This window comes from Pseudomonas hefeiensis (genome assembly GCF_030687835.1).
Classification (GTDB): domain Bacteria; phylum Pseudomonadota; class Gammaproteobacteria; order Pseudomonadales; family Pseudomonadaceae; genus Aquipseudomonas; species Aquipseudomonas hefeiensis.
The window spans coordinates 1,775,543-1,801,468 of sequence record NZ_CP117449.1 but is presented as its reverse complement, the minus strand read 5'-3'; the positions used below and the strand labels follow the sequence as shown (position 1 = coordinate 1,801,468).

22 protein-coding genes, 4 tRNA genes and 3 pseudogenes are annotated in these 25,926 nt (G+C 60.0%); 8 read left to right on the top strand and 21 right to left on the bottom strand.

The genetic code is table 11. The features are described from left to right. The first annotated feature begins 251 nt into the window (after window positions 1-251). Together PSH57_RS07920 and PSH57_RS07915 are read left to right on the top strand one after the other, a co-directional pair. A pseudogene (locus PSH57_RS07920) lies at window positions 252-2,700 on the top strand (acyl-CoA dehydrogenase). Window positions 2,701-2,787: 87 nt separating this feature from the next. Beyond that, window positions 2,788-3,195: a PA2817 family protein gene (locus PSH57_RS07915; protein ID WP_305388842.1), complete on the top strand. Its 408-nt coding sequence runs from the start codon at window positions 2,788-2,790 to the stop codon at window positions 3,193-3,195. A 30-nt stretch (window positions 3,196-3,225) separates the two neighbouring features. Here PSH57_RS07915 and PSH57_RS07910 read toward each other — a convergent pair whose 3' ends face one another. Continuing rightward, on the bottom strand, window positions 3,226-4,182 hold the full coding sequence (locus tag PSH57_RS07910) for a LysR family transcriptional regulator (protein WP_305388841.1): 957 nt from the start codon (window positions 4,180-4,182) through the stop codon (window positions 3,226-3,228). 163 nt (window positions 4,183-4,345) lie between these two features. Between PSH57_RS07910 and PSH57_RS07905 the strand changes: the two genes are divergently transcribed. The 4 genes from PSH57_RS07905 (at window position 4,346) to PSH57_RS07890 (ending at window position 7,670) form a co-directional block, all read left to right on the top strand. Beyond that, a complete protein-coding gene (locus tag PSH57_RS07905) occupies window positions 4,346-4,984 on the top strand; it encodes a LysE family translocator (RefSeq protein ID WP_305388840.1) in 639 nt (212 codons plus the stop codon). Between the two features lie 403 nt (window positions 4,985-5,387). After that, entirely contained in the window at window positions 5,388-6,611 is a 1,224-nt protein-coding gene (locus tag PSH57_RS07900) for a type II and III secretion system protein family protein (protein WP_305388839.1), read from the top strand. 56 nt (window positions 6,612-6,667) lie between these two features. Further along, a complete protein-coding gene (locus tag PSH57_RS07895) occupies window positions 6,668-7,378 on the top strand; it encodes a tetratricopeptide repeat protein (protein ID WP_305388838.1) in 711 nt (236 codons plus the stop codon). A 22-nt stretch (window positions 7,379-7,400) separates the two neighbouring features. After that, the gene (locus tag PSH57_RS07890; protein WP_305388836.1) at window positions 7,401-7,670 is read left to right on the top strand and encodes a DUF3613 domain-containing protein; all 270 of its coding nucleotides are present in this window, start codon (window positions 7,401-7,403) and stop codon (window positions 7,668-7,670) included. 647 nt (window positions 7,671-8,317) lie between these two features. Here PSH57_RS07890 and PSH57_RS07885 read toward each other — a convergent pair. From PSH57_RS07885 to PSH57_RS07830, 12 genes and pseudogenes are all read right to left on the bottom strand, one after another. Further along, window positions 8,318-9,283 carry a type II secretion system F family protein gene (locus tag PSH57_RS07885; RefSeq protein WP_305388834.1) on the bottom strand — a complete coding sequence of 322 codons (966 nt, stop codon included), beginning with the start codon at window positions 9,281-9,283 and terminating at the stop codon, window positions 8,318-8,320. 27 nt (window positions 9,284-9,310) lie between these two features. Then, entirely contained in the window at window positions 9,311-10,297 is a 987-nt protein-coding gene (locus PSH57_RS07880; RefSeq protein WP_305388833.1) for a type II secretion system F family protein, read from the bottom strand. Continuing rightward, window positions 10,294-11,727 (bottom strand): TadA family conjugal transfer-associated ATPase, encoded by a 1,434-nt coding sequence (locus PSH57_RS07875; RefSeq protein ID WP_305388831.1) that lies wholly within the window; start codon window positions 11,725-11,727, stop codon window positions 10,294-10,296. Before PSH57_RS07875 ends, PSH57_RS07880 begins: the two co-directional genes overlap by 4 nt. Before the next feature lie 3 nt (window positions 11,728-11,730). Continuing rightward, entirely contained in the window at window positions 11,731-12,951 is a 1,221-nt protein-coding gene (locus PSH57_RS07870) for an AAA family ATPase (RefSeq protein WP_305388830.1), read from the bottom strand. Beyond that, window positions 12,945-13,439, bottom strand: coding sequence for a TadE family protein (locus tag PSH57_RS07865; RefSeq protein WP_305388828.1), 495 nt, complete (start codon window positions 13,437-13,439; stop codon window positions 12,945-12,947). Before PSH57_RS07865 ends, PSH57_RS07870 begins: the two co-directional genes overlap by 7 nt. Further along, on the bottom strand, window positions 13,439-13,918 hold the full coding sequence (locus tag PSH57_RS07860) for a TadE/TadG family type IV pilus assembly protein (protein ID WP_305388826.1): 480 nt from the start codon (window positions 13,916-13,918) through the stop codon (window positions 13,439-13,441). The genes PSH57_RS07865 and PSH57_RS07860 overlap by 1 nt, the downstream gene beginning before the upstream one ends. An 8-nt stretch (window positions 13,919-13,926) precedes the next feature. Continuing rightward, window positions 13,927-15,264 carry a TadE/TadG family type IV pilus assembly protein gene (locus PSH57_RS07855; RefSeq protein ID WP_422766076.1) on the bottom strand — a complete coding sequence of 446 codons (1,338 nt, stop codon included), beginning with the start codon at window positions 15,262-15,264 and terminating at the stop codon, window positions 13,927-13,929. Between the two features lie 77 nt (window positions 15,265-15,341). Further along, entirely contained in the window at window positions 15,342-16,154 is an 813-nt protein-coding gene (cpaB, locus tag PSH57_RS07850) for a Flp pilus assembly protein CpaB (protein WP_305388825.1), read from the bottom strand. Window positions 16,155-16,169: 15 nt separating this feature from the next. Beyond that, window positions 16,170-17,498: an AAA family ATPase gene (locus PSH57_RS07845; protein ID WP_305388824.1), complete on the bottom strand. Its 1,329-nt coding sequence runs from the start codon at window positions 17,496-17,498 to the stop codon at window positions 16,170-16,172. A 2-nt stretch (window positions 17,499-17,500) separates the two neighbouring features. Further along, entirely contained in the window at window positions 17,501-18,031 is a 531-nt protein-coding gene (locus tag PSH57_RS07840; protein ID WP_305388823.1) for an A24 family peptidase, read from the bottom strand. A 26-nt stretch (window positions 18,032-18,057) separates the two neighbouring features. Then, window positions 18,058-18,252, bottom strand: a complete 195-nt coding sequence (locus PSH57_RS07835; RefSeq protein WP_047228300.1) for a Flp family type IVb pilin — start codon at window positions 18,250-18,252, stop codon at window positions 18,058-18,060. A 155-nt stretch (window positions 18,253-18,407) separates the two neighbouring features. After that, window positions 18,408-18,603: pseudogene (locus tag PSH57_RS07830) on the bottom strand (Flp family type IVb pilin). Window positions 18,604-18,894: 291 nt separating this feature from the next. Between PSH57_RS07830 and PSH57_RS07825 the strand changes: the two are divergent. Continuing rightward, entirely contained in the window at window positions 18,895-19,764 is an 870-nt protein-coding gene (locus PSH57_RS07825) for a response regulator transcription factor (protein ID WP_305388822.1), read from the top strand. Window positions 19,765-19,823: 59 nt separating this feature from the next. Here PSH57_RS07825 and PSH57_RS07820 read toward each other — a convergent pair. The 4 genes from PSH57_RS07820 to PSH57_RS07805 all read right to left on the bottom strand — a co-directional run bounded on the left by PSH57_RS07820 (window position 19,824) and on the right by PSH57_RS07805 (window position 20,237). After that, window positions 19,824-19,899, bottom strand: a tRNA-Gly gene (locus tag PSH57_RS07820). 3 nt (window positions 19,900-19,902) lie between these two features. Next, window positions 19,903-19,978 (bottom strand) — tRNA-Glu (locus PSH57_RS07815). Window positions 19,979-20,083: 105 nt separating this feature from the next. Then, window positions 20,084-20,159, bottom strand: a tRNA-Gly gene (locus tag PSH57_RS07810). A gap of 2 nt (window positions 20,160-20,161) precedes the next feature. Further along, window positions 20,162-20,237, bottom strand: a tRNA-Glu gene (locus tag PSH57_RS07805). A 371-nt stretch (window positions 20,238-20,608) separates the two neighbouring features. Here PSH57_RS07805 and PSH57_RS07800 point away from each other — a divergent pair. Then, a complete protein-coding gene (locus PSH57_RS07800) occupies window positions 20,609-21,367 on the top strand; it encodes a VHS/ENTH/ANTH domain-containing protein (RefSeq protein WP_305388820.1) in 759 nt (252 codons plus the stop codon). Window positions 21,368-21,445: 78 nt separating this feature from the next. Here the strand turns inward: PSH57_RS07800 and PSH57_RS29250 are convergent, their stop codons facing one another. From PSH57_RS29250 to PSH57_RS07785, 4 genes and pseudogenes are all read right to left on the bottom strand, one after another. Beyond that, entirely contained in the window at window positions 21,446-22,309 is an 864-nt protein-coding gene (locus PSH57_RS29250; protein ID WP_422766091.1) for a methyl-accepting chemotaxis protein, read from the bottom strand. Further along, window positions 22,307-22,531: pseudogene (locus PSH57_RS29245) on the bottom strand (HAMP domain-containing protein); the annotation flags it as partial. The gene PSH57_RS29250 and the pseudogene PSH57_RS29245, both read right to left, overlap by 3 nt. Window positions 22,532-23,520: 989 nt before the next feature. Continuing rightward, window positions 23,521-24,918, bottom strand: coding sequence for an aminotransferase-like domain-containing protein (locus PSH57_RS07790; protein ID WP_305388818.1), 1,398 nt, complete (start codon window positions 24,916-24,918; stop codon window positions 23,521-23,523). 206 nt (window positions 24,919-25,124) lie between these two features. Continuing rightward, window positions 25,125-25,886, bottom strand: coding sequence for an SDR family oxidoreductase (locus tag PSH57_RS07785; protein ID WP_256231540.1), 762 nt, complete (start codon window positions 25,884-25,886; stop codon window positions 25,125-25,127). Window positions 25,887-25,926 lie beyond the last annotated feature (40 nt).

Sequence of the window (25,926 nt, the reverse complement as noted above, 5' to 3'; positions counted from 1 at the left end):
TGTGTTCGGCTGAGAATGAGTGTCTTCGAGTCTATCGCCAGCCCCACACCCAGTGATAACGGCGTTTACGCCAAACAAATGGCGCTTTCTCACTTTGTTAACGAACGATTTCCCACGGCTGTTGCCAACCAGACTGGCGCAATGCATCCAGGGTTTCCCACGAAATCAATCACATCGCGCCGACCGCCGGTTTTGCAGATGCCGTCTAAGCTCTGAGGGTCGGTTTTGCCCTGGTTCACGGAGGATTACATATGCTGTTGTTGTGGATACTGGTTCTGGTCGTCGGTAAAGCCTGGCTGGCGCACCGGCGCACCGCCCCGTTGCCTGCGCTGGGTATCATCGCGGTCTATCTGTTGGCCATGAGCCTCTTCAGTCCCGCTCCCGGTTGGCTGATGCTGATCCTCTGGGTAGCGCTCGCTGCCGTCGCGGCCCCACTGCTGCTGCCGGACCTGCGTCGCAAGTATTTCAGCGCGCCGATGTTCAACTGGTTCCAGAAGACCTTGCCTCCCATGTCAGAAACCGAGCGCGACGCCATCGACGCCCGGGACGGTGTGGTGGGACGGTGAACTGTTCAGTGGCCGGCCGGACTGGGACACGCTGCTGGCCTATCCCAAGGTGCAACTGACCGAGGAGGAACAGGCTTTCCTCGACGGCCCCACCGAAGAACTCTGCGCCATGGTCAGCGACTGGCAGATCGGCCAGGCCATGGACCTTCCGCCCGCCGCCTGGGCACACATCAAGGAGCACGGGTTCTTCGCGCTCATCATCCCCAAGGAATACGGCGGCAAGGGCTTCTCCGCCTATGCCCATTCCCAGGTGGCAATGAAACTGGCCACCCGTAGCGGCGACCTGGCGTCTACCGTGATGGTCCCCAACTCCCTCGGCCCGGCCGAACTGCTGCTGCACTACGGTACCGACGAGCAACGCAACCACTACTTGCCACGGCTGGCCCGTGGCGACGATATCCCCTGCTTCGCCCTGACCGGGCCGTTGGCTGGCTCCGACGCCGGAGCGATGCCCGACACCGGCATCATCTGCAAGGGCGAATGGGAAGGTCAGGAAACCCTGGGCCTGCGCCTGAACTGGGAAAAGCGCTACATCACCCTGGGACCGGTGGCCACCCTCCTCGGCCTGGCCTTCAAGGCCTATGACCCCGATCACCTGCTGGGCGATGAAGAAGACCTGGGCATCAGCCTTGCCCTGATTCCCACCGACACCCCTGGCGTCAATATTGGCCGTCGTCACCTGCCCCTTGGCGCCGCTTTCATGAACGGACCGAACTGGGGCAAGGACGTGTTCATCCCGCTGGACTTTCTCATCGGCGGCCAGCCCATGCTCGGCAAGGGCTGGATGATGCTGATGAACTGCCTGTCGGTCGGTCGGTCGATTTCCCTCCCGGCTGTGGGCACCGGGGCGGCGAAGTTCACCAGCCTGGTGACCGGCCAGTACACCCAGGTACGCGAGCAATTCAACGTGCCATTGTCGGCCTTCGAAGGTATTCAGGAGGCCATGGCCCGTATCGGTGGCAACGCCTGGATGATGGACGCCGCCCGGATGCTGACCGCCAACGCGGTGGACCTGGGAGAAAAACCTTCGGTGCTGTCGGCGATTCTCAAATACCACCTGACCGAACGGGGTCGTGAATGCATCAGCCACGCCATGGACGTCCACGGCGGCAAGGGCATCATCATGGGGCCAAACAACTACCTGGGGCGCAGTTGGCAAGGCGCACCGATCTTCATCACGGTCGAAGGCGCGAACATCCTTTCACGCAACCTGATGATCTTCGGCCAGGGTGCGATTCGCTGCCACCCGTTCGTGCTCAAGGAAATGGCCTTGGCCACGCGAGAAGACAAAGACCAGGCGCTGATCGAATTCGACGGCTTGCTGCTCAAACACATCGGTTTTGCCATCAGCAACGCCGCCAGCACCCTGGTGCTGAACCTGGGCCTGGGGCGTTTCGAAAGAGCCCCCGGCAACGCCTTGAGCCAGGGTTATTTCCGCGCCCTTAACCGGCAGGCGGCGGCATTCGCCCTGCTGGCGGACCTGAGCATGATGTTGCTGGGCGGCGAACTCAAACGTCGCGAACGCTTGTCGGCGCGCCTTGGGGATGTATTGAGCAACCTCTATCTTGCCTCCGCAGCGCTCAAGCGCTATCACGACCTGGACTCGCCGGACCATATGGAACCGCTGTTCACCTGGGCCATGGAAGAAAGCCTGGGCCAGGCGGAGCGTGCGCTGGACGAACTGCTGGCTAACTTCCCGAACCGCGTGCTCGGTTGTCTGTTACGCGTGGTGGTATTCCCCTTCGGCCGTCGCCACAAAGGTCCGAGCGACAGGCTCGACGCCGAAGTGGCCGCGGTGATCGGCCGGGCCAAGGGTGACCCGACCCTCGAAGAGTTGCTGCAGGGTTGCTATCGCCCGCAATCAGTCGACGATCCGGTGGGTGCACTGCAGCACGCTTGCGACCTGCTGGCCGCTGCTCATCCGCTGCACAAGAAACTGCACGGTGCGCTCAAACAGGGTCAGCTCAACCCCGCCCCTGGCGAACAGGTGATCGATGCGGCCCTCGAAGCCGGCGTGCTACAGGCCGGCGAAGCCCAGACCCTGCGCGAGGCCGAAGCGGCCCGACGTAAAGTGATCGACGTGGATGATTTCGACAAGGACGAGCTCACGCTCGCCGAGGACAAGGTCCGCTGATCCTGGCGCCCCTGTGCTCTGTACCATGTAAAAACGGGCGCAAGCGCTTTATACTCCTGCGCCCGTTTTGCTCTTGAGGACTTACTCGTGTCCAACGTCGTTGCCGATCACCTTGTCTTACTTGACCACTTGCGCAGCATCCTGGTCGCCGTGGGTGAGGCAGAACAGGTTCCCGAAGAAAGCCATGTCCTGTTTCTGGAGCGCTTCGACGAATTGCGCGCGCAGTTGCCCGTTGATCCGATCGAAAGCCAGTACCTGGGCCAGGACCTGATGTGTCAGGTCATTGTCCGTTATCCACAGATCGCCCACCTGGTGCCTCGTGACCTGCTGTGGTACTTCGCCGGTGACTGCCTGCATTACATGCCCGACGAAGAAATCGCCTTGTACCAGGCTCTGGAAGAACGTCGTTTCGAAGCAGAGCAAAACGACGAACCCTTCGACTGGAACCAGGAAAAGCAATTGCTGGCGATGTCGGATCAGGACAGCAAACACTGATTTCGATCAGTCATGCAAAGGCCCGCACGGTTAATCCGGCGGGCCTTTTTTGTGGCCCGCCGTATTCAAGGTGGGCTCTTTCTCCAGGCACTCCACCAGATAATCAATGAACACCCGTAACTTGGGCGGCAGGTAGCGGGTTGGCGAATGCAGCAGCCACAAACCACCCTGGTAGGAGGCCAGGAACGTCCAATCCGCCAGCACCTGTACGATCAACCCTTGCTCCAGCGCATGACGGGCCGTGAAGTACGGCAAGCTGCCGATGCCAATGTGCTGCAAAACAGCCTCCAGCCGCACGCCCGTATGATTGGCGGCATAGCGCCCACGCACGCCGACGGTGACGGACCTGGTGCCTTTCCGGAATTTCCAGCGAGCGTCGTGCGGGGTTTCTCCCAAGTAGATGCAGCTGTGCTCCAGCAGATCGTGGGGATGCTCGGGGATCCCGTGCTCGGCCAGGTAGCGCGGTGTGGCGCAGAGCAGGTGGTCAATGGTCAACAACTGACGTCCCACCAGCCCGACCGGCGGCTGGTCGGTGATCCGTAAAGCCAAGTCAACGTGATCATCGATCAGATCGACCTGCCGATCTTCCAGCAGTAACTCCACATCGACCTTGGGGTAGCGACGCAAAAACTCGGACATGTGGGGATGAATGACAAAGCGTCCCACCGCCTTGGGCACGCTGACCCGGATCCGCCCCTCGGCTTCATGGGTGAACTGGCCGCTGACTTCCATTACCGACCGGGCAGCGGCGACCATTTCCCGACAGCGCTTGAACACTTCTTCCCCGCCATCGCTCAAGCGCAGCTTGCGGGTGGTGCGTTGCAGCAATCGGGTCGCCAAGGCCTTTTCCAGACGAGAGATGCTGCGGCTGACAGCCGACGGTGACAAGCCTGACTGCCTGGCCGCTTCGGAGAAACTGCCGGTCTCCACGACCTTGACGAAAATGGCCATTTCGGCGAGCAAGGCCAGCGATTGATTTGTGCTCATGAAGCAAAAGCCCTGTGTAATTTGAACGGATTATCACCCGTTTCCACACAACTTATAATCCCGCACACATTCCGATGCGGGTATGAAATATCCGCGCCTGAGCCTTTTCTCTTTTTTATCGGTTATCGCCGCGATGCCTCGCCCCTGACCGTTCGGAGTTGAAATGCTATCGAGCTACCTTGGCGAATTCCTGGCCCTGGCCACCGTTCACTTTCTTGCGGTGGTCGCACCCGGCCCTGATTTCGCCGTGACGATCCGCCAAAGTGTTCGTTTTGGCCGCTGGGTCGGAATCTGCACAGCATTGGGCATAGGCGCCGGCATCTCGGTGCATGTGATCTACACCTTGCTGGGCGTGGGTGCGCTGATGCACACCTTCCCCTGGTTACTGATGGTCGCCAAGGTGGTGGGCGGTGCCTACATTCTTTACCTGGGTGTCAGCCTGCTGCGCAGCCAACCCAAATCCACCCTTGAAGGCGAGCAAACCAACAATCAAACCACCGCCCGGCAAACGCCATTCAAAGCGTTTGTCACCGGGTTTCTGACCAACGCGACCAACCCAAAGGCCACGCTGTTTTTCCTGGCGATCTTCACCACGCTGATCAGCACCACCACACCGCTGCAGATCCAGGCGTTGTACGGGGTCTGGATGTGCCTGGTGAATGCACTGTGGTTTATCGTCGTCGCGTTGTTTTTTTCCAGCGCCCGGGTGCGGGAAGTGTTCATGCGCTTGGGACATTGGTTCGAACGGACCATGGGCGTGATCCTGATTCTGTTTGCTGGGCGGCTGATCCTTTCCCTGTAATACGCCCACGAAACCCATAAAAGACAAATTATTGACGGCAACTTTGCCGAGAATTTCCCTTCCGTCACTTTTTAGTCGTTTTTTTGTTTATGGCGTGGCGCTTTGCCATGCATGAACTACCTTCAGAAAGAAGCGGGCACGGCGGAGAATAAATCCCCCCTCGGGCGACCTGATCAACACGGGTCACCCTGCTCGTCACCCCGGTATTGCGGGGCTCAAAAAGCTTGTTTCGAAAGCTGCCTGCCATTCGGTCAGGCCGGTGGGATGCGCCCGCTCGCTTAGCGACGAGGCGCTCACCGCAGCCGCTCGATGAACGGGTGAAATACAAGGGGCAGCCCGGGCCCCTTAAGTGATCCGAGGCATTTGGTAAGCCTAGGACGGCCTCTCTGTCGAGGATCACTTCATGAGCTATCGTACCCTGCCCGCTTTAAAGCAATTGATCCATGGTCTGTTCTGGATGGGCCTCGGCCTGGAAGCGGCCCAGGCCGCCACGGCAAATTGTTCTCAGTTGGACAATTTGCCAGCGACCTTCGAGGTTGGCCAAGGGCTTCAGAACGAACTGCGTATCCTGGCCCCCGTAACGAAGCTGGCGGTGGGTGACCCGAAGATTGCCGACGTACAACCCAGCGGCAGCGATGCCTTCATTCTCACGGGCCTGGCGCCGGGCGCCACCAGCCTGATGGTCTGGACAGCATGTTCAAAAATCCCCCGCCAGAGCATGATCTTCGTCAAAGGCAGGGCCACCACGGCACTGACCAGCGCAGCGAACGTACCCTCCGAAGACCCTATGCTGCTCGCCCAGGTGCAGACCGACATCCGTTTCGTCGAAGTCAGCCGGACCAAGCTTAAGGAAGCCTCAACCTCTATTTTCGGCAGCCGTGGCAACTTCCTGTTCGGCGCACCGAGAACCCTGCCCACCATCGGTGGCGTGGTCCGGCCGTCATTGCCGGTCAATAACGACATGTTCAACCTGTCCTTCGCCACCGGACAAACCCTGCTGATGATCAATGCGCTGGAAGGCAGTGGCTTCGCCTACACCCTGGCGCGGCCGAGTCTTGTGGCCCTGAGCGGGCAAAGCGCGAGCTTCCTGGCCGGCGGCGAAGTGCCGATCCCGGTGCCCAGCGCCGGCAGCGACAACGTGTCCATCGAGTACAAGGAATTCGGGATTCGTCTGACCTTGACGCCCACCGTCATCGGAACAAACCGCATCATGCTCAAGGTGGCACCGGAAGTCAGTGAACTGGACTTCACCAACGCGGTGAACATCGCCGGCACGCTGGTTCCGGCGCTCACCGTACGCCGTACCGATACCAGTATCGCCCTGGCCGATGGCGAAAGCTTCGTCATCAGCGGCCTGATCAGTACGCGTAACGCCTCCCAGGTGAACAAATTGCCGGGGTTAGGTGATATTCCGATTCTCGGCGCTTTCTTTCGCGATAACTCCATCAATCGTGAAGAACGCGAACTGCTGATGATCGTCACGCCGCACCTGGTCCAACCCCTGGCCGCCGACGCACAACTGCCCACGTTGCCGGGCGAACAGCTGCGCAATTACGACCCCAGTTTCTACCGCATGTACTTCCTCGAAAACGGCGAGTTCGACAACCGTAACGGGCTGTCCCAATGAGCCGGCGCCTGAAGTGCAAGCGTCCACGTGTTCAACCTGATGTCAGGGGACATTCCATGAAAGCAGTGATCGCGATAGCGGCGACCTTGATGCTTGTCGGATGCGCCAGCAATGGTGTGGCTTCGCGCCAGGCCAGTTGCGCCAAGCCCGGATCCGATCAGGAACTGGCGCTGAACCTGGCCGATGACATGGCCAATGATGGTCGTTTGTACGCCAGCCTGGCGAACCTCGAAGGTCTGCCGGAGGATCTGGTGCAGGTCCGCCTGCGCAAGGCGCGCGTGCTGCGCCTGATGGGACGTAATGAAGCAGAGCCGTTGTACCAGAGCCTACTCGGCACTTGCCTGGCCGCCGATGGCGAGCATGGCCTCGGCCAATTGGCGGCGGCCAGACATGATCATGCTAGCGCCACCGAACACCTTCAGCGCGCTGTGAAAATGTCCCCCACCGAAGGGAAAATCCGCAATGACCTGGGGGTTGTCTATCTCAATCAACGACGGATCCCTGAAGCCCGCTTCGAGTTCATGACCGCCATGGAGCTCAGACAGTCAGACTCACTGGCCGCCTTCAACATGGTGACGCTGCTGATTTACCAGGACAACTGGAAGCAGGCAGCCGAACTGGCAAATATGGCCAACCTGAGCCCCAAACAAGTGGCCGATGCTCAAGCTCGGGCGGAAAAAATCAGAGGCTCGGCCCCTACCGGGGTGACGTCACCCGCGAACCGTTTGACCGATATGGCCGACGCCTCATCCGATGCGGTCAAGTAGAGCCTTACGAGGAGTCCAAGAGATGAAAACCAGACAACTGTTGATCGTGTGCATGACTTGCCTGTCCACCACCGCCTGGGCCATTGAACCTGGCCCCTCTTCGGCCGCGCAACAGGGCACGGAGAGCTGGATGCAGTTGCAGATTCGCGGGGTGGTGGCCTCAACCCACCTGCAAACCGCCTCGGCCACCGAACGCGAACTGGCCATGCAGCGCTGGCTCAATAGTTTCACTTACCCGATCCCGGAATTCTTCGAACAGGACTCGGGTGGGGAAATCACCAGCAGCAACTGACACACAGTGGAAAAACAATAGATCGCAGCCTTCGACAATGCCTACATCCGATCCGGGGTAGGCATTGTCGAAGGCTGCGATCTTTTGGTCTGCCTTGCATCAGGTCGAGCGCGCCTGTTTGTGGCGAGGGATCTATCCCCTCGCTACGGGAGTGGTGTTCGGTTGGGTATGGGTTTTCAGGTGATGACCTTTGCGTGCCGGCTGGGTATTGGCTTTCAGGCAGTCATCATCGTGGCGAGGGAGTGGCCGCCGCGTCTTCGACGCTGCGCTGTCGCGCAGTGAACTAGGTCCTGTGGCGAGGGGATTTATCCCCGTTGGGCTGCGCAGCAGCCCCCAAACCAGGCGACTCGGCGTGCCAGGAAGATTGAGTTAACTACTTTAGGGCCGCTGCGCAGCCCAACGGGGCGGTGCGACGCTTCGCTAAATCCCCTCGCCACAAAGGGAGGCACACTCGCCTAACTGAGATCACATTGCCGAAGTGTGCTTGGCAGAAAATTTTATTTTTAAAAATCAGCAGGTTGTAGTTTGTTCCATGAGGGTTTGCCCCCGCTCGGGTGCGTAGCAGCCGCCAAACGGGGCCGCTGCGCTGCTTGAGCGGGAGCAGGCTCCCTCGCCACAGGCTGGTACAGATGGGGTCGTACGTCTCTCTACATATTTCCAAAGGCCCTGAACACACCGATCATGGCGGGGCCGATGGCGACCAGGAAGAAGCTTGGCCAGAGGCAGAAAATCAGCGGAAAGATCAGCTTGGTGCCGATTTTGGCGCCCATTTCCTCCGCCGCCTGGGTGCGCCGGTCACGAAACTCATCGGCGTAGATACGCAGGGTGTCGGCCACGCTGGTGCCGAAGCGGATGCTCTGGGCCAACAGGCTGACCAGGCCCTGGATATCATCCAGGCCGGTGCGCAGGGCCAGTTGCTTGAGAGCGTCGGTGCTGGTGATACCCGCGCGGATCTGCGCGTTCACCAAGGCCAACTCTTCGGCCAGTTCAACCTGGCTGACCGACATCTCTTCAGCCACCCGTTCTATGGTAGTGGGCAAGGCCAGGCCTGACTCGACGCACACCACCATCAGGTCCAGCGCATCGGGAAATGCCGCCCGCAGCCGGGCTTGTCGCGCCTGTTTGCGCTTCCCGACGTAAAGCGCCGGCAGCAGCCATCCAATACCCGCCATCAGAGTCGCCACCAGCAGACCGACAATCAAGGACACCTTGATCAGCGGCAGTAGCAGCAACGTAACGCCAAGCATCAGCAACGGCAGCATCAGGCGCACGGCCCAGTACATCTGCACCGCCGAGGCGGAACGGTAGCCAGCGTGTGTGAGCAGGGTCAGGGTGGCGCTGGCCTGGGTCGGATCAGTCGCTGCGAAACGCTGGCCGACCCGTTCCAGCAAGAGTTGCAGGTTACCTGGCGCCTCCTGCCCTTGCGTGCTGCCGGAATACCCCCGTTTGATCAGCGCCAGGCGCCGTTGCACCGGGTCCTGCAGGCCCAGCATCAGCAGGATCATGGCGACGACCGCCAGTACCGTACTGAGGCCGATCACGGCGATGAACAACAGCCGTGCCGCCTCCTCGTTTCCCGTAAACCGACTGAACAACCCGAGCAGAAAATCCATGACTGATACCTCTCGCCGCAAGGGCGCTTAAACCTGGATCCGGATGATTTTTCGTATCCAGAGAATCCCGAGCAACATGGCGCAGAACGCACCGATGATCAGCTTGTGACCTATAGGGTCATTGATCAGCACAGGCATGTAGCTGGGGCTGGTGAGCACGATGGCGATCGCCAGCACGAAGGGGATCGACACCAGCACCCAGGCCGACATGCGCCCTTCCGCCGACAAGGTCCGGATCTTGCGCTGGAAGCGGAAGCGCCCGCGGATCAAGCGGCTCAGGCGCTCCAGTACTTCGGTCAGATTGCCACCGGTTTCGCGGTGGATAAGTATGGAGGTCACCAGCATCATCACCGTCATGCTCGGCATGCGTTCCAAGAGGCCGAGCATGGCCCGGCGCACATCGTTGCCATAGTTGATGTCGGCGAAGGTCATGCCGAACTCCTGGGCGACCGGCCCCTTGTGCTCCTCGGCGACCAGGCGCAGGGTTTCGTTGAACGGGTGCCCGGCGCGCAAGGCCCGGCACATGGCGTCCAGTGCATCCGGCAAGCCTTGCTCGAAGGCGGCGAAACGCTTGTTACGGTCACGCATGATTTTCAGCACCGGCAGCCAGGTCACCGCAAAGGCCACCAGCAGCGCCATCCACCATACCGGCCAGAACATCAGCACCACGGCACCGGCCGCCACGCCCAGGGCCAACCCGAGCACCATCACCCGATAAGCCCGATATTCGTGGCCGGCCTGCTCGATCAACTGGGTCAGGTTGGCCATGAACGGCAACTGTTCAAGCCGGGCTTCCAAGGGTGACAGGCGCGTCAGGTACTTCTGCCGCAACACGGTCTGCATGTTGGGCAGATGGTTGGCTTTCTCCAGCACATGCAGGCGCCCACGGATGCGCTTGCGCATTTTTCCGGCCTCGCCGAACACCGGCACCACCACGCCCTGGGACAGGAGGAAGACGGCGATGAATACCATGGCGAGAAAAGTCAGGATGAACTCACTGGGGATGTTGTTCATGACGACCGGGCCTCCATCCACTCAGGGCGGAACAGGGTCAGCGGCAACTCGATGCCGCGCCTGGCCAGCACGTCGCGAAAGGCCGGGATCATGCCGCTGGGCCGATAATCCCCAAGCACCTCGCCGTTTTCACCGATGCCTTGGCGCGTGAAAGAGAAAATTTCGGTCATGGTGATGATCTCCCCTTCCATGCCATTGATCTCCTGCATGCTCACCACCCGTCGTTTGCCGTCTTCTTGACGCTCCAGCTGGATCACCACATCGATGGCAGAGGCAATTTGTTGACGCATGGCTTTGATCGGAAAAGTTGCGCCGGTCATCGACACCATGTTCTCGATTCGCCCCAACGCATCACGCGCTGTATTGGCGTGGATCGTGGTCAGGGAGCCGTCGTGACCGGTGTTCATGGCGGTGAGCATGTCCAGCGCTTCGGCGCCGCGCACTTCGCCGATGACAATGCGGTCCGGGCGCATCCGCAGGCTGTTGCGCACCAGTTCCCGCTGACTCACCTCGCCGCGCCCCTCGATGTTCGAAGGACGGGTTTCCAGGCGTACCACGTGAGGTTGCTGCAGTTGCAGTTCCGCCGAGTCCTCGATGGTGACGATGCGCTCGTTGTGGGGGATGAAACTGGACAGCACGTTGAGCATGGTGGTCTTGCCGCTACCGGTGCCGCCGGAAATCAGTACATTCAAGCGCCCGCGGACAATCGCCTTGAGCAACAAGGCAATGGCCGGGGTCATGGTGCCCACCTGAATCAGGCTGTCGGTATTGAGCAGGTCCACCGCAAAGCGACGGATCGACATGCTCGGACCGTCGATGGCCAGCGGCGGGATGATTGCGTTGACCCGCGAGCCGTCCTTGAGACGGGCATCGACCAGGGGTGACGACTCATCGATACGCCGCCCCAGGCTGGAGACGATGCGATCAATGATGTTCAGCAAATGCTGGTCGTCGCGAAAGCGCACGTCGGTTCTTTGCAGCTTGCCGAAGCGTTCGACATAGACCGAGGCAAAACCGTTGACCAGGATATCGGACACGCTATGGTCGGCCAGCAATGGTTCCAAAGGCCCCAGACCGAGCACTTCGTCGGTGATCTGCTTGATGATCAACTGACGGCTGGCAGAGCTTACCGGCGCCGAATGCTCATCGAGCAAACGCTGGCAGATATCACGTATCTGCCTCGTGGCTTCGGCCTGCTCGAGAGAGTCGAGCAAGGACAGGTCCATGACCTTGAGCAGTTGCTGGTAGATTTTTTCTCGCCACTGGGCCTCCACCGGGGTCACCTGGCTTCGGGTTTCGTAGAGCACGTCGGGGATGGCATGCTCCCAGGCCATCAATTGCTGGGTGGGATCCGGCAGGCTGTCGCCAGCCAGCTCAATGGCAGGTTTACCGGACTGTTTACGCAAGCGGTTGCGGAAGTCGCTGATCATGGGTCACCCCCCGAAAAAACGGTTGAAGGCACGTTTGAGCAGGCCTTTGTCTACGGCCATCTGGTGACCGACCAGGTCTTCGGTCAAATCGCGCAGGGCAACGGTGATGGCCGCCCTCGGCGCATGCAGCCCCAACGGCACGCCAGTGTTCTGACTCTGGCTGACCAGGTTGAAGTCATTGGGTAATTTCGACAGGTTGGTGCACCGCAGGGCTTCTGCGACATCCTTGAGGCTGACCGCGGCCGCCTTGTCATAGCGGTTGACCACTATCTGCAACTGGTCCCCGCGCACGCCCAGGTCCTCGCGAAGGATCCGCACCAGCGCGCTGGCATCGCGCAGATGGCTGACGCTTTGTTGAACCACCACGTACACCCGGTCGACCTGCTCCAGCACGGAGCCGGTGAGGTGGTCGATCTGACGCGGCAGATCCACTACCACCCAGTCATAGCTGGCACGGGCCAGTTGCAACAGGGCGTCGAGTTGTTCCGGCTGGGCGTCCTGTGGCAGGCACAACTCACCGCTGCGGCCACCCAGCACGTGCAGGGTCGGACTGAAGTGACTGCAAAAACCTCGCAGGGCGATGCTGTCCAGGTCCTCGACCTGTTGCAGCACTTGCAGATGGCTATGGGACTGGGCGACATCCAGGTAATGGGTCACGCTGCCAAATTGCAGGTCCATATCCAGCAACAGGGTGGAACCTGCCTGGGCGCTGAGTTGCTGGGCCAGGTTGCAGGCCACCAGGGTAGCGCCGGAACCACCCTTGGCGCTGATCACGGCGACCAGTTTGCCTTGGGCGCCGTGGCCAACGCGGACCTCCGCAACCAGACGATTCAGGGCGGCCACCAGTTCCGTCTCGGCGAAAGGTTCAGGCAGCACGTCCCGGGCGCCGGCCTGCATCGCCAAACGCATGCCTTCCTGCTCGCCCATCAGACCGCACACCAGCATCGGTGGACGCTCATGGGCCGGACGCTGCAGCAACGCCGCCAGCTCTTCGCGCCACAAGTGACTGACCCGCAACAACAGCAGGTCAGGCATACGCTCCAGGCCATAGAGCGGATCGACATGGCCGTTGCTCACCAGGCGCGTGCTCACTTCCAGGCAAGGCATGCGCTGGCAGACGCATTGCAAATCACGCAGGGACGAAGCGTCACGACTGCTGATCAGTAACCGCAGCCCGGGTTTGCCGGTGATGGTGGAGAGTGGAGTTTCCCTGGTGTTCAGCATGGTGTGATCTCCCCGGAATCGGAATGACGCCCAAGGCTTTCGCGTGGCAAGGTCGCCCGGAACGCGGGCAAGGTAATGGGCACGCCAAACCCGGGAATGAACAGATTGAAAACGAAGTTCTGCACGCTCAACTGGACGTAGCGGATCGCGCGAAAGCCGTTGGCGCTGACCGTGTCAGCGGGGTTCGCCACCACCGCGCCGTTCACATCCAGATAGGTCAGCGCCAGGTTCGAAGTGGCGAGGCTGCTGATCAGTTGGCTGGTGCCTGCGTCCGTCGCGGCATTGAAGATGGCCCGGCGCAACACCACCGGGTCGTTGATATTGCACACCGCCGCCAGGCGCGCGCCGCGCCGCGCGGCTTCATCCAGGGCGTTGGCAGTGAAGTACAGTCGGCCCATCTCCACCACACCAAACAGCAGGACGAACACCAGCAGGCCAACGAAGGCGAACTCCACGATATAGGTGCCTTGCATGTGCTTATTGTTCATCACAACGCCCTCATGACGGTGGTCGCGACCAGCGGGATACCCAGCGCAATGGCACTGCCGAAAAAACCGGGAATTGTTCCGCCGCAATTGCCCGCGCCAATCACCGGGCAAAAGGTGTAGGTGATGGTGACACGCACATGGTCAACACCCACCGCCGCGACCTCCACGTTGGCCGTGGTCAACCCGGCCACCACAGCGGTGCCGGCCTGGCTCGGGGTGCCGTACACCGCGACATTCTTCGTCTGGGTCTGCAGCGTGTTGTTCAGGGTGATGGTGCCCAGGGTGGTATTCCAGGCCTGGCCGGCGACGAATCGATTGGCATCACGACTGGCCTGTAGCAGCACGTTGTATTGGAAGAGCATGCGGCCGAACTCGCCAAAAGCCAGCAACAGCAGCAACAACAACGGCAATACCAGGGTGAATTCCACCAGCGCCACGCCTTGCTGGGCCTGCGCTGGTTTGAAATGGGCAAGTCTCATGAAGCCTCCTACGAGTCGGTGCTCGGAGTGCCGCTGCCGTTGAGATAGGTTTTGTAGAGCTGAATGACCTGCGGGCCGGTATCGCTGACCGGCGTGGGGCCGGGCACATTATCGCCTTCGCATTCCTGGACGAACTGGCCAAAGATGATGGAGTCCGAACCTCCGCCATTAACCGGTTGCACAACGAAATAGCAGCCGAACCCCAGGACGGGAATCGAGGTAGAACCGCTCAGTTTGCCGGTGCAGTCACCGATCACGATCTTGAGCATCCGCCGTTCGAAAACCCCGTTGCTCTCGCAGCCATTGCCAGCTCCGGCCACACAGGCGGCGACCGTTGTTCGCCAGTCGTTGTAGTCCAAAATCGCCTCGCCGCCGGCCGTGAGATTGCCGTTGCTCGAAGTAATGGGCTGTCCTTTGTATTGCGCCTGGGAGAGCGAATCGTCATAGGTCATCGCCGGGTTGCTCGAAGTGGTGACCAGGTCGGGTGGATAGTCCGAAGAACTGACCGGGCCGTTATAGATACCGAATCGCGTATTCAAGCCTTGGGACGTCGGGCCGGCTTTGTTGCCCGGCGCGGTCTGGACGTTGTCCCCGACACTGCGGCAGACCGAACCGCCGCCCGCCAGGTCTTCGCGCACTGCGCTGCCGCCGGAGCCGAAATCGAGCAGTTGGAAATTGCCCGGCCCGATGGGCGAAGTGTTGCCCGCGGCCGTCTTCAGCACCGTCAGGTCGCCAAAGCGATAACTCCAGAAATTTCCGGCAGCCGGGTCGTATTGACTGGTGTCGCCGCAGACCATCAAGGGCGCGAGATCACACGGAGCTGTCGGGCTGGGGCCTGCGGTGGCGATCGCCGCCACGGCCTTATTGCCCAGGCCGGTACTGCCCATCGTTTGAACGAAACTCCAGAAAAAACCGCTCAACTGATAACTGGACACTGACACGCGTACGTACTTGGCATCCGACGGCCCGGGATAGGAAAACGGGCCATAAACGCTGCTGGCCAGCTCCACCGCGGCGAACGCACCCGGGTTGCCGGCAACAGCGGTTGCCAATTCAGCGTTGCCTGCCGCGTCGGCATTTCGTGACAGCGTGTCGAGGGCGGCGGTCCGAGTCGTGCTGGCCATGTTGAGACCGCCCGTCACCTGGCTCAGGGTCTTGGCGCCGCTCAGGGCGGCGGCATCCACGGCATTTTGCAGGCGGGTCTTGTTCAGCAGCATGTGTCCGCCATCCAGGGCCAATGCCGCCATCATGGAAATCGCCATTAACGCGATCACCATCAATACACTCACTGCTCCTTCCTGGCGCCGAAGCGTCACAGTGACAGGCTGCCGGATACTGGGATTCATGATCGAGCCCTCGTTTGCCGACGCATGAGGATCGGCATCGCCATGGCCGAAGGGGCCAGGCATTTTTCTACGCGTTTTCAGCGAACGTTGACGACACTGCTTTCGATTCCACGGATCACCGTGATCCCGCTGCCCTGCGCTTTGGGGCTGCGCTGCACCACGGCCCTGGGCACCGCAGCGGGTGCCACCGCCATCACCGGAGCAGGAGGGGGCGCCACGACCACGGTTTTTTTCTCCAGGTTCAGCGGGTTACGCAAGGCGAGTTGTAACTTGCCTTCAGTCTGCGCAGTCACCAGCGCCTCGGCTTCAGTGGCCGACATTTCCAGCGTCACGGCCCGCACCACCACCGGCTGGGTCTTGTCGGTGCCCGCCGTCTGATCCACCGCCAGCACCCGCAGGTTTTCAAGAATGGTCCGGGACACGGCGTTGTTACTGCCGGCGCTGGTGGTCTTGGTTGCCAGCACGTCGACCCGGTTCCCAGGCAACAGGAACCCACCCACACCGACCACATCATCGACCCGTACCGATATGGCGCGTTTGTCAGGATCGATCAGAGACGCCAGGGTGCTACCACCCAGGTGCTCACTCAAACGCGCGCCCCGCACGATGTCACCGCGCAGAATGTCGAACGTCGCGATCTTGCCCACCGCCTGTTCGCTGGAATCAAAGGCATCGTCCGGGATCGTATCCATGGGCATGCGCACGGTCGTAACCTGTTGGGCCTCGACCATCTGCCCGAAGGGAATTGGCACGGTGGCAACCACCACACTTCGCAAATGATCATCGGGTTTGGCGTTAAGTCGTGCGCTCAGCCAGGAGTCAGCCATCCATGCGGCCCCCAGGCCCATTACCAGGGAAACGCCAATCAGCGAAAGCGTACGAGAGCTCATGTCGGTATCTCCGATTCAAAGGAAGTCGAGCTGAACGAAGTAGTTGTGCCAGGCCCATTCCAGCTCTTGCGGCAACAGGGGCCCGGAACCGCCCAGGTAACGCTGGCGATCGAGCGCCATGTTCAACAGGTCACGGGGATGGCAAGGCACCAGCGGCATGCCCTCACCCGCATAAAGTTGCTGCAGCACATAGCGCACCAGCAGCGGATCATGGGGAATGCCCAGGCGTTCACACTCCTGGCGCCAGATGCGCTCGTATTCTTCGGGCTTGAGGTAACCGAATTGCACCTTGTAGCCAATGCGGCGCAGAAAGGCCTCGTCAGCCAGTTCCAGGGGGTTGAGGTTGGTGGAAAACACCAGGACCAGATCGAACGGCAACTCGCAATGGCGACCACCGCCCAGGTTGATGAAGTCACGCTTCTCTTCCATCGGCACGATCCAGCGATTGAGCAACTCGGCCGGGGCCATGCGCTGGCGGCCCATGTCATCGATGATGAACAGGCCGTTGCTGGCCTTGAGCTGCAACGCGGCCTGGTACTGGCGAGTAAAGGGGTCGTAGCGAACATCCAGCTGTTCCATGTTCAACTCGCCACCCGTGATGACGATCGGGCGTTTGCAGCACAACAACCGACGGTCGATGCCTTCATTGAGCATGAGATTGTTCGATTGGCTCTTGTCATCCAGGCGCTGATGCACCTGCGGGTCGTAGATCTCGATCACTGACTCGTTGATGACGATGGCATGGGGCACCCAGATGGCCTCGGCGAACAGCCGGATAAGACGACTGCTGACATAGGTCTTACCGGTGCCCGCCGGGCCGTAAATCATGATCGCCCGCCCTGAATTCAGCGCCACGCCCAATTGATCGAGCATGCCTTGCGACAGCACCATCCCGGCCAGGGCACGTTGCATGTCGGTGGCGGTGATACGCCCATGGTGGATGGTCTGAATCTTGATCAGGGACCGATAGCTACTCACCGGAAAAGGTGCCGCACCGATATAACCACTGCGAGCCAGGGCATCGCGGGCGGCACTGCGGCCACGTTCGGTCAAGCTGTAACGCAAGGCCTGTACGCTCGTCTGCCCGAGCTGGCCGAGCACTTCGACCCGACCGTCCTTGCGCAGGAACCCCAGGACTTCTTCCAGTACCGCGCCGGTCAGCGCCAGGCGTTCCACCAGCCGTGGCAGGTCCAACACACCGGCGTCGTGCAGATGCTTGCAAACCAGCTCGCCGAGAAAACTGTCGCTCAGGCCGGTGTCTTGAATCGTGCATGGCTGAGGAGCCAGGCGTTGCACCGCTTCCCGTTCACTGGGGTAGGCATCACTATCGTTGATGACGTGCATGACTAGACTCCCCAACCATCGGCAACCAGCTGCCAGTAGACGCTGTTCAAGGTGCCGATCAGGATCGCGATCGAATAAGGAAAAGGTTTGCCGGCCACTTCATCCGCCGTAGGCGCCAGGTAAGCCTGGGCTCGCACAATCAACCAGTAACGCTGGAGGGTCTGGAGCAACTGACCGCGGGCCAGCACGATCAGAAAACCGCACACGCCACCGGCAATCAGGCTGAACAGCGCAGCCCACAAGGCGTAATGAACCGGCAGGAAACTGCCCACCATGGCCATCAACTTAACGTCACCGGCCGCCATGCCACCCACCGCATACATGGGCAAAAACAGCGCGAAACAGATCAGCATCCCCAGCAGGCTGTCACCCGTTCCGCTGATTCCGCCCGTATAAGTCTGACCGGCCATGCCCAAGGCCAGGCCCAACAGGACCAGCGTGTTGGGGATGCGGTGGCGAAGCAAATCGCTCACCACCGCCACGCCTAGCAGTCCAAGCAGCAGTACCGTCGACACCAGCAATTCCATGGACATGGCGCGTCTCCCTGTTGCAGTTATCGTTAGCAGGCCACGTTGCCGTTGACGGCCTGGCACAGCGCACGGATCTTGGTGTCCACCGCGCCGCCGAGAAGGACGAAGGCTGCTGCCACCAACACGGTGATCAAACCACCCGCTACGGCGTATTCAACAATGGTCAGGCCGTCTTCATCTTTGGCGAACCGGCTGATCGAAGTTCTTATTGTGTGCAGAGTCATTTTCTTCACCTCAACGTTGAGAAAGGGTGTAGCACCATGAACCTAGTTGTCGGGGACAACGCCAAGTCCATTTGAGTTATTCGTTGTACTCACAGCAAAAGAGTCGCAAGCGACGGTTCCGTAAACATTGCCGTGTCCCCGCGCAGTTGTTGCTATCAGCAGGCGACGTTGCCGTTGACGGCCTGGCACAGCGCGCGGATTTTGGTATTCACGGCACCGCCCAGCGAGAACGAAGGCGGCGGCCACCAGCACGGTGATCAAACCACCCGCCACGGCGTATTCCACAATGGTCAGGCCGTCTTCATCTTTGGCGAACTTCAATACCGAAGCCTTGATTGTTTGAAGAGTCATTTTGCGCACCTCATCAGGGTTGTTTTCAGGGGCAGTACTTTTGCAACTGCCTGATGCAACCCTAGTCAGGGGGTGGGGATAGCCGTTAGGAGGATTTTGCGCATCGCTAGGATTATTTTGCGCGGGGGCCAGACATGTATTGCTATTGCAACTCGCAATGATTTGCGCTCTGCCGCTTTTGAGCTTGCGGCGCTTTAAAAAAAGCTTTTTATAAAAAATTATTCGGCGAAGTGATGGCACATTGGCAATACTGCTAGCTTAAGAGCAGTAGTACCGCTGAGTGGTAGGCACATGACGCCGAATCTGACCAGAAAGCCAAAGCTGTTGTGGTTCGATCTGACTCACGATCGGTCCACCCCGGAACTTGTCAGCCAGTTCGAGGACACTTGCGACTGCACCCAGGCAAAAAACGCCCTGCTGCCCGGCGGGGAACAGGCAGACATGATCTGCATCCATTTCGATCGCCCAGATACGCCGGGCCTGAGGCGGTTACTGGAGATCAAGCGCACCGTTCCCGCCACTCCCATTACCATGTTCACCGTGCAGCATTCTGAGGAACTGGCTGTATGGGCCATGCGCTCCAGCGTTTGGGAATACATGGTGTTGCCCCTGTCGGCCACGGAGAGGAAGCGCTACCTGACGGCCCTGGTGCAATTATGCGAGCTACGCCGCCACACCTGTGGCCCGCGCAAGACTTCGCTGATCGACCACGCTCCAACCCTGCCGGACAGCATTCGTCTGACCTCCGGACACCAGAAACACCAGGCCCTGAGCCACATCATGCTGTACATCGACCAGCATTTTCGCGACAGCATCGATCAACGGGACCTGGCCAAGCGATGCGGCATGACAACGTTCCGCTTCAGCCGTGTGTTCAAGGAAGCCAACGGGCTTGGCTTCACCGATTACGTGCTGAACAAACGCATGAGCTTTGCCAAGGAACTGCTCGACAATAGCCAGATGCCTATTACCAGTATCGGCTATGAGGCCGGTTTCAAGGATCCCTCCTACTTCGCCCGCGCCTTCAAGCAGTACGCCAACTGCACACCCAGCGAATACCGCCTGGCGCAGCAGAGGCGGACAATGACTCCCGCTCCCGAGCCGCCGGAAGACGAGAGTGCAGACGCACTGGAGAGCCTGGTGGATAGTCTCGAAGGTTGAGGATCGCTTTTTCACGGACGAAAAAAAACGCCGCTCAATGAGCGGCGTTTTTTTGAATTTGGAGCGGGAAACGAGACTCGAACTCGCGACCCCGACCTTGGCAAGGTCGTGCTCTACCAACTGAGCTATTCCCGCAAATGGCGTCCCCTAGGGGACTCGAACCCCTGTTACCGCCGTGAAAGGGCGGTGTCCTAGGCCACTAGACGAAGGGGACACGCTGCCCGGAACACATGGTGTGTGTTCCAGTGCCCAGATCCGTACCCGAAGATATCGATTCTGGTTTCACTCAGCCCTGCCCGAAGGCAACGCTGTTTAAAATTGGAGCGGGAAACGAGACTCGAACTCGCGACCCCGACCTTGGCAAGGTCGTGCTCTACCAACTGAGCTATTCCCGCATTGGCGTCCCCTAGGGGACTCGAACCCCTGTTACCGCCGTGAAAGGGCGGTGTCCTAGGCCACTAGACGAAGGGGACACACGTACAACATTCACTACTTATTGCGTTTGGCTAAGTGCTTTACGCTGTAAGTGGCGCGCATTCTATGGATGGATTGCTGGGTCGTCAACCCCCAGATATAAATTTATTTAAATCAATGACTTCGCCCGGTTTGAGGCCTGTTCGCACATTTTGCCTGTCTGGTCTCTGGCGCCTATATTCTGTCGTCCGCCAAGACGTTATAGTCGTGCCCGACAAATAGTGGCAATGTGCACCCACATTCGCCGCACTTTCATACACAGCGCAACGCCCGTCTAATCGCATCGCGCGGGCCTATGCGCTTAAAAGCCAAGCCACTACACTCTTGATATGCGAACCCCAATAAAGAGGTCTTACCGGTGACACCACTCATGATCACCCTGCTCGTCGTAGCCGGGATCGCACTGTTGATCGCCATTGGCTACATGAACCATGTGGTGGAAAACAACAAGCTGGAAAAGGCCCGTACCAAGGTTGAACTCAACGACCGCTTGCGTCGTTGTGGCGAGCTCACCGAGACCTTCCCCGGACAATTGATGACCCCGGCTCTGAAGCTGTTGATCACGCGTCTTGAGATCAACGTCTGCCAGCGCCTGCTGAACCTGGAGAAAACCAATACAGCGGTCAAGGCGCGCCTGGACGAACTGAATGCGCTGGCCGCCCAGGGTGAATCAATCCCGGTGAACAATCCACCGGCACCGATCCAGACTGAAGCCAAGGCCAAGGATGTACGGTTTCTGCTCGAAGCCCTGCACGGTCAGGTCACCCGCGCTGCTCAGGACGGTTTCCTGCCGACCAACGAAGCCAAGCGCTGGATCCGCGAAGTGCGGCACATTCTGGTGCTGTTGCACATCGAGTTTTTCAACAACCTCGGCCAGCAAGCCTTGCAACAGGAACAACCGGGACAGGCCCGCCTGGCGTTCGAACGTGGCGTGCAGTACCTGCGCAAGCAACAGGAACCACAGGTCTACGCCGAGCAACTGGCCTACCTGGAAAAACTCCTGGCCCGCGCCAACGCCATGGTCCTGGCCAGCACCCAACCCGTCGAAGGCGAAGTCAACCAGTTGACCGAAGGATTGAAGGAAGTCGAAGCGGACGCGGACTGGAAGAAGAAGAGGGTTTACGACTGATATTCGGGTTGGGCTCTCAAGCCTGACTCATCTGTGGCGAGGGGATTATCCCCTCGCCACAAGTGCTACGTCGTCAGCTCACAACCTGAAATGCCCCACCATTCCCTTGAGTTCAACCCCCAACTGCGCCAGCTCAATGCTCGACGCAGCATTGCCCTGCATCGCCAGGGAAGATTGATCGGCACTGGCGCGGATGCTGGTGACACTGCGGTTGATCTCTTCAGCCACCGAACTCTGTTGCTCGGCCGCCGCCGCGATCTGCTGGTTCATCTGCTGAATCAGTGACACCGCCGCCGCAATGCTCCCCAGGGCGCTTTCGGTTTGCAGTGCGTCACTGACCGCCATCTTCACCAGCTCGCCACTGCTCTGGATCTGCTGCACGGAAGTCTGGGCTGCCGAGCGCAAAGCGCTCACCAGTCGTTCGATTTCCTCGGTGGACTGCTGCGTGCGCTTGGCCAGGGCCCGCACTTCATCGGCCACCACAGCAAAGCCCCTGCCCTGCTCACCGGCCCTGGCGGCTTCGATGGCAGCATTGAGCGCCAGCAAGTTGGTCTGTTCAGCCACGCTCTTGATCACGCTCAACACCGTGCCAATGTTCTGGATCTCAGCGCTGAGGCTTTCAATACTGCTGCTGGCTGACGTGGCCGAATCGGCCAATTGCTCAATGCGCACCATGCTCTGGCGCACCACCTGCTGACCGCTTTCAACCTTATCGTCGGCGGTCTGGGCCGCCTGGGCCGCTTCCTCGGCATTACGCGCCACATCGTGCACGGTGGCGGTCATCTGGTTCATGGCCGTGGCGACCTGCTCGGTCTCCTCCTTCTGGCTGCTGACCTCCAGATTGGTCTGCTCGGTCACGGCCGACAGCGATTGGGCAGAGTTGGCCAACTGTTCGATACCGGCCTGCAAACCGCTGACGATACCGCTCAGGCCCGCCCCCATCTGTTGCATGGCGAGCATCAGTTGACCGATCTCATCCTGGCGCGTCACCTGCACCGTTGCGCTCAAGTCGCCCGAGGCAATCTGCTGTGCAACGCGGATGACGCTACGCAACGGCCCTACGATCAGTCGGGTGATCACCCAGGCCGCAATCAGTCCCACCAGCAGCGCCAGGGCCGACGAGCCGATGATCAGCAGCGAATTTTTCTTCAGTTCCGCCTGCATGGCACCGTCCTCGGCGGTATAAGCCTGGTCAACCCGCTCCACTACCTGGGAGGCACGCTGGTGCAGTTGCTGGTAGACGATTTTCTCCTGGGCCAGCAGGCCGGTGTATTCGGCGAGTTTTTCGTTGAAACCGGCGATGTGCCCGGCCACTTCGTTAAGCACGGTCTGGTATCCCGAGTCCTTGACGGTGGTCTTGAGCACCTCGGCCTGCTTCATGGCCTGCTCGGCCTGTTCGATAGTGCCCTGCCCGCCCTCGTCAGAGCCTTTGCGGCTTTGATCCAGGCGTACCCGCGCTTCGTTCATGGCCTGCAACATCAACCGTGACACTTCGCTGATCTGATTGGCCTGCTCGATGAACTCGGCGCCCTCCTTGCCTTCGGACTCTTTCAAGGTATAAGCGCCATCATCCGCCAGCCCCGCTTGCAGCACATCCAGGTTATTGGCAACGCTGGAGACCGACCAACTGGCCATTTCCAGTGCCAGGTCTTTGCTCTGGCTCAGCTCGACGAACTCGTCGAACGCCTTGCGATAAGCCGCCAGGGCTTGCTCCACGTCGTTCATCACTGGCACGTTGGCCGCCGATTGCGCCTTGAGCTCGTTGGCCTGGGCAATCAATCCGTCCACCCCCAGCCGCAAGGCATCGACCGTTTTGGGGTCGGAGCGCAAGGCATACTCCTGCTCAAGCAGCCGGACCTTGAGCAACCCGCTGTTGAGGGACGACATCTGCTTCAAACCATTGAAGCGATGGCTGATGGTTTGCAGGGACCAGACACCGATGGCCGCCACCACTGCGGTAAGCAGCAGCACCAGGACAAACCCCAGACCCAGTTTTTTTGCCATACCCAGGTTGGCAAAACGTCTTTGCACGGCCGAAATCATTGCGCCCAGTCCTCTGCCAGTGTGTGTTGATTGCAGATTCGCAACGAGACGCCCTGTAGCACAAGATGCTGGCGTCGGAATAATGGCAAAAAGCTACAGCGCCGTCGTTTTCAGGACACTTGAGGTCGATCCAGAGCCGCGGCCCGGAAGAATGCCAGGGCCCTCGAATCGCTGGCGTGGGCCACGTTTATCCGTAGCCAGTCACTCTCAGCGCCCGAAGGGCTGAACGCTGTACGAGAGGAAAGCACCACACCGAACCGCTTGGCCAGGCGCTGCAACGTAGCGTAGTTGCATAACGGTGGACGCGCCCAAATGAACAGCCCGCCAGCCGGCTTGCCAAAGACTTCCCAATCCGCATCCTCCAGCACCTGCAACACCGCTGCCATGTCGCCATTCAAACGCTGTCGCTGACGCTGGACCAGTTTGCGATAGGCGCCGCTGGCCAGAAGATTGGCCAGCACTGACTCACAGAACCGTGAGCCGCCCATGCTGGTAATGCCCTTGACATCCCTCAGGCGTGTGATGACAGACGATCCGGCCACTACGAAGCCGACTCGCAATGAGCTGCTCAGGGTTTTCGAGAAGCTGCCCACGTACACCACGTCGGTATCCAGCGCTGCCAGCCGGGTTCGGGTTGAGCTCTGGAAGTCGGCATAGACATCGTCTTCAACCACCAACATGGCGTATTTTTTTGCCAGTTGCAGCAGTTGCTGGGCCACGACCGGGGCCAGGCTGCTGCCGGTCGGATTGTGGCAAGCGCTGTTGACGAACAGGGCCTTGGGCCGGTGCGTCGCCAACAGGCATTGGAGTGCATCGATGTCCGGGCCGCGCGGTGTCCTGGGCAGTTCGATCATGTCGATTTTATGCAACCTGAGCAGGTCGAACAGCTTTGAATACCCCGGACTTTCCACCACGACGCAGCATCCAGGCTCAAGCAGTGTGCGCACAATCAGGTCCAGGCCGTGGGTCGCGCCCGTGGTGGTCAGGATCAGGTTTTTATCGGCTTGGATATTGAATTGTTTCAGGCGTCTGGACAGTTGCTCCCGCAGAGCGGGGAGCCCCATTGGCGTACTGTAATTGAACAACCCTGCCATATCGGTGCGGGTGACCTGACGGATCGCGTAGCCCAAATCATCGCTTTCACGCCAACTTTCAGGCAGCCCGCCACAGCCCAGCGTCAGTTCCCACTGCGAGCTCTGAGGCACGCTGTCCTGGGTGATCTGCGTGTCTTCCAGCCAGTCTTTGTCAGAGGGCTCGTCGCTGGACGACGGGGGCGGCGCGACGAAAAAACCCGAACCATGGCGCGACGCCAACACCCCTTGGGCCACCAGGCGTTCACACGCTTCACTGACACTGGACTGGCTGAGCAGATTTTCCCGCGCCAGTTGGCGGATGGATGGCAGGCGAGTCCCCGGTTGTACCGCATCCTGTCGAATCCAGCCGGCCAGCGCATCGACAATTTGCTGTACGACAGGCACCAGGGCCTGCCGGTCGATTCTCAACTCCATGAGTAACCAAGCTCCTAAGCAACTGTTTTATCTCCGGAAACAGTTAAGCACAGGCCGCCTCCAGACGATGTACGACAACATCACCAAAACCGCCGATTCTCACCATTTGAAACACATTCAGGGGCTGACACGGGGGATTTTTAAACCCCAAAGAAAAAGCCCACAACAAGTGCGGGCCTAATCCTACAAGCTAAACAAAACGCTCTTCAGAAAGCCGTGACGCCGCCGTCCACCGCCAACGAATGACCGGTGGTGAATGCAGCGCCATCGCTGCACAAATACAGCACCGCGCTGGCGATTTCCTCGACCTTGCCGATGCGTCCTACCGGATGCATGGCGTTGGCGAACTCAGCTTTTTTCGGATCCGCTTCATAGGCACGACGGAACATGTCGGTGTCGATCACCGCCGGGCAAACCGCGTTCACGCGGATTTTCTTCTTGGCGTATTCGATGGCCGCCGATTTGGTCAGGCCGATCACCGCGTGCTTGGACGCCGCATAAATGCTCATCTTCGGCGCCGCCCCCAGGCCCGCCACCGAGGCAGTATTGACGATAGCGCCACCACCTTGAGCCAGCAGCAACGGCAATTGATATTTCATGCACAGCCAGACGCCCTTCACATTGACGCCCATGATGGCGTCGAACTCGTCGAGGGTGCCGTCAGCCAGCTTACCCTTTTCAATTTCGATCCCGGCGTTATTGAAGGCGTAGTCAAGGCGGCCATAGGCATTGATCACTTCGTTCATCAGGTTCTGCACGTCGCTTTCCAGCGTCACGTCGCAGCGCACAAACACCGCTTCACCGCCCGCCTCGCGAATCGACTGCACCGTGCCCTCGCCACCCGCCACGTCCAGGTCGGCCGCCACCACTTTCAGGCCTTCAGCCGCGAATGCCTGGGCCGTCGCACGGCCAATGCCCGCGGCTGCGCCCGTGACCACGGCGACCTGTCCGGAAAACGTCATGCTCATTGTCAAATCCTCGAAGAGTGCGGGAGATGACGCCAGTCTA